Source organism: Metasolibacillus meyeri (assembly GCF_003049505.1).
In the GTDB taxonomy this organism is placed as follows: Bacteria; Bacillota; Bacilli; order Bacillales_A; family Planococcaceae; genus Metasolibacillus; species Metasolibacillus meyeri.
This window is the reverse complement of sequence record NZ_PYWN01000184.1, coordinates 1-2950: the sequence shown is the minus strand read 5'-3', so window position 1 is coordinate 2950 and position 2950 is coordinate 1. Positions and strand designations below refer to the sequence as shown.

At 30.1% G+C, this 2950-nt stretch carries 3 protein-coding genes and 1 pseudogene; all 4 read right to left on the bottom strand.

The annotated features are described in order from the left end of the window. Positions 1-759, bottom strand: a 759-nt coding sequence (locus C9J34_RS20220; RefSeq protein ID WP_153062661.1) for an AAA family ATPase, incomplete at its 3' end; no start/stop codon positions are given. Between the two features lie 2 nt (positions 760-761). Further along, positions 762-1313, bottom strand: a complete 552-nt coding sequence (locus C9J34_RS20215) for an ABC-three component system middle component 1 (RefSeq protein ID WP_107841978.1) — start codon at positions 1311-1313, stop codon at positions 762-764. After that, entirely contained in the window at positions 1303-2631 is a 1329-nt protein-coding gene (locus tag C9J34_RS20210; protein WP_107841977.1) for an ABC-three component system protein, read from the bottom strand. The genes C9J34_RS20215 and C9J34_RS20210 overlap by 11 nt, the downstream gene beginning before the upstream one ends. A 21-nt stretch (positions 2632-2652) precedes the next feature. Next, positions 2653-2950: pseudogene (locus C9J34_RS22160) on the bottom strand (MBL fold metallo-hydrolase); the annotation flags it as partial.

The window sequence follows — 2950 nt, the reverse complement described above, 5'->3', positions numbered from 1 at the left end:
ATTATAATACTTCAAATCAAGATTAAAATCTGTATCTATTTTTTTCAAAATTTTTATTTCTAATATTTTTACTTCTTCCTGCAATTTTTCCGTGTTAGACTTTCTCTCATCTAATTGTCCCTCTAGCTTTTTAAATTCCTCATTCAATTTATTTCTTACTTCCCTAAATCCTTCCCGATACTTTTCAAAATGATCTGTACCAAAAATTGTAGAAAAAGCATCATATCGATCTCTTTCTTGCATTCCCTTTAAAAATTCAGACATTTTGTCTTGTGATAAAATATGAGTTAAACTTAACATTGTTGTGGAAGAATTTATTTTGGGTAACCAATCCTCATGAATAATCCAACTTTTTAAAGTAGCCTCAGCTTCTTCATTTTCCTTAAACAACTTACTATTCTCATCAAAAATTCTTAATTTGAATTTTCCATAGTCAGTACGGCCCGAACTAGGTTCAACACATTCTCTTTCAATGAAAAAACGTTCATTATTTGGTAAAATGATCCCTAATCTCACAAATGATTTTACTAATTTATCTGCATGTAAATTTCTTATGAATGGTGTTCTTCTTTGTTCAGGCGATGTTTCATCAAAACGATAAATCCCTCCTGTTAATCCCCATTCTATGGCATCATAAATTGAAGATTTCCCATGCCCATTTGGTCCATATAAAATTATAATATCATTACCTTCTAAACAAAATTCCTCTTTTTTATTAAACCCTCTAAAGGCTTGTAAAGTTAACGAAGTTATTCTCATTCCTATACCCCTTTAATATTATATGGTTCTAGGAAAATCATTTTATTTACTTCATCTATAGACTTCCCTTCATAGATATCAAAATCTAACCGCTTTTCCACTTCAGACGATACAACTTTTCTAAGTTCATCTAAAAATTGCTTATCTGAAAAAACTTCTAACTGATTAGAATCATCCAATTCTAGCTCAATCGGGAGTTTTCTTTGGAACTTTTCTAAGTTTCTTGCTAATACAATTTTTTTAAAATACATACGATCATTTTCAATATGTTTACAAAGCTCTATATCTTCAATATCTGTTTGACTAATTAATATCAAATACATATCCCATTTTAAATTATATAATGAGGCCACTAGTTCACTTTGAATTCTAACAGCGAATTCTTCACAGGCTTTCCTCCAATCCCTTTTTAACCAATTTTCACCTTCAAATACAACAATTCCGAAAATTTGTTGAGGATTACCAAATACAAATTTTAATAAATTGAGTTGCATATTCTGAAATTCAATGAATTTGTCTTTTTCACGAAAATATTTAATAACCTCATCTACCATAAATTTTTTCAACCACCATTCTTTTTAATTCCTCACGATTCTCAACCTGATCTCTAACTTTACGAACACATTCTCCACAAATAATTTTCACATCATTTAGTAACCTAAGATTGTTATTTTCTATGCCCGTAATAAGACCATCATCTTCAGTCTCTATATACGTCTTAAGGATTCCTTCAAACTCGAAGGATTTCCCACAAGATCCACATAAATTATGTCGCATACTGCTACTGCAATTTTCAAATATTATAGGATTTGGTGGAATTGGTCTTCCGTGCTCAATCATTATTTGTGCAGCAGACTTATTTATCATTTGATTATGCATCTGTAAAAGTATCTCTGGCATTATTTGATTTCTTTCTTGAGCATAAACAAAACTCATATTATACTTTTTGTGTGAGGTAACTTGAAGGTTAGCAAAATCGTCTTCTAATAAAATACAAACATTCCCATACATAGATCTAATCATAAGTATAATTTCTAATGTAGCCTCTATTCCATTAACCATCGTTTCTTCGTTTGCTGTAGGATACTTTGAGTTTTCCAAAAAAAATTTTATTTCATCTAATTTACTTAAAAACTCTTGTTGTAAATCATGTAATTCTCCTTTAAGAAAGCCATGTAGCTCATCTGGAAATCCTTCAATAAACCTTACTGTATTTAATACAGCTTCTCTTATTGATTTTTGGAGTGGTGATTCTATATCTCGACTTTTCAAATTAGTTATATGCTTTTCTATTAATTCTTTTGAACGTCTTAGACTAGCAGCCCCAATTATAGCTCCACTACTTTCATTTGAAAATACCGCTACTACTTTACGATTATATACTATAGGACCCCCTGACGCTCCTTTTACTCCATATCGAGGGTCAATAATGTGAGGTACTTGACAACTTAATTGTATATCAAATTTCTGATTCAGTTTTTCATCTAAAAAATTATGAATAGTTCCTTTAAACCTTTCACCAACTAGCCTTTGTGAACCTGAAAACGCATAGGAATCCCAATTAGTATCAATTGGAATATTTGTGAAATCTAAAATTAATGGCTCAACATGTAATATAGGCTCATTCAATTTTATAATAGCAATATCATTTGCTACATTGTCTACATCCATGTCCTCATCAAAATAAATAGCTTCTATAGCATATTCTTTCTGGTCGTCACTAGAAAAACAAATTTTATAAGCAGTTTTATCCGGATTTGAAACAAAAATGTGCCGGGATGTCAACATATATTCTTTAGCAATTAAGAATGCTGTCCCCATCTCACCTTCATTTCCATCTAGCCTTGCTACTGCTCTTTTTATATACTCCATTTACACTAGACACCTTTCCAATTACAAATAGACTTGTAAACTATCTTTGGATATGTTCCTATAATGTACTTTAAATTGGTATTTAAATTGTAATTCTTCATCCTCTAAAATACCCAATTTATCTATTTTATTATTAAAATACAAATTTCTAGTGAAATCCCCATTTTTTCTTACTATTATTTTTACTATTGTTTCAATATCTGGATGATTATGAACCTGTCCATTAGTAGAAATGAAATAATTTTCAGAATCTATTATATCTAACAATTCATTTCTAGTATTTTTTGCACTACCATGGTGCTGTCTCTTATACACATCT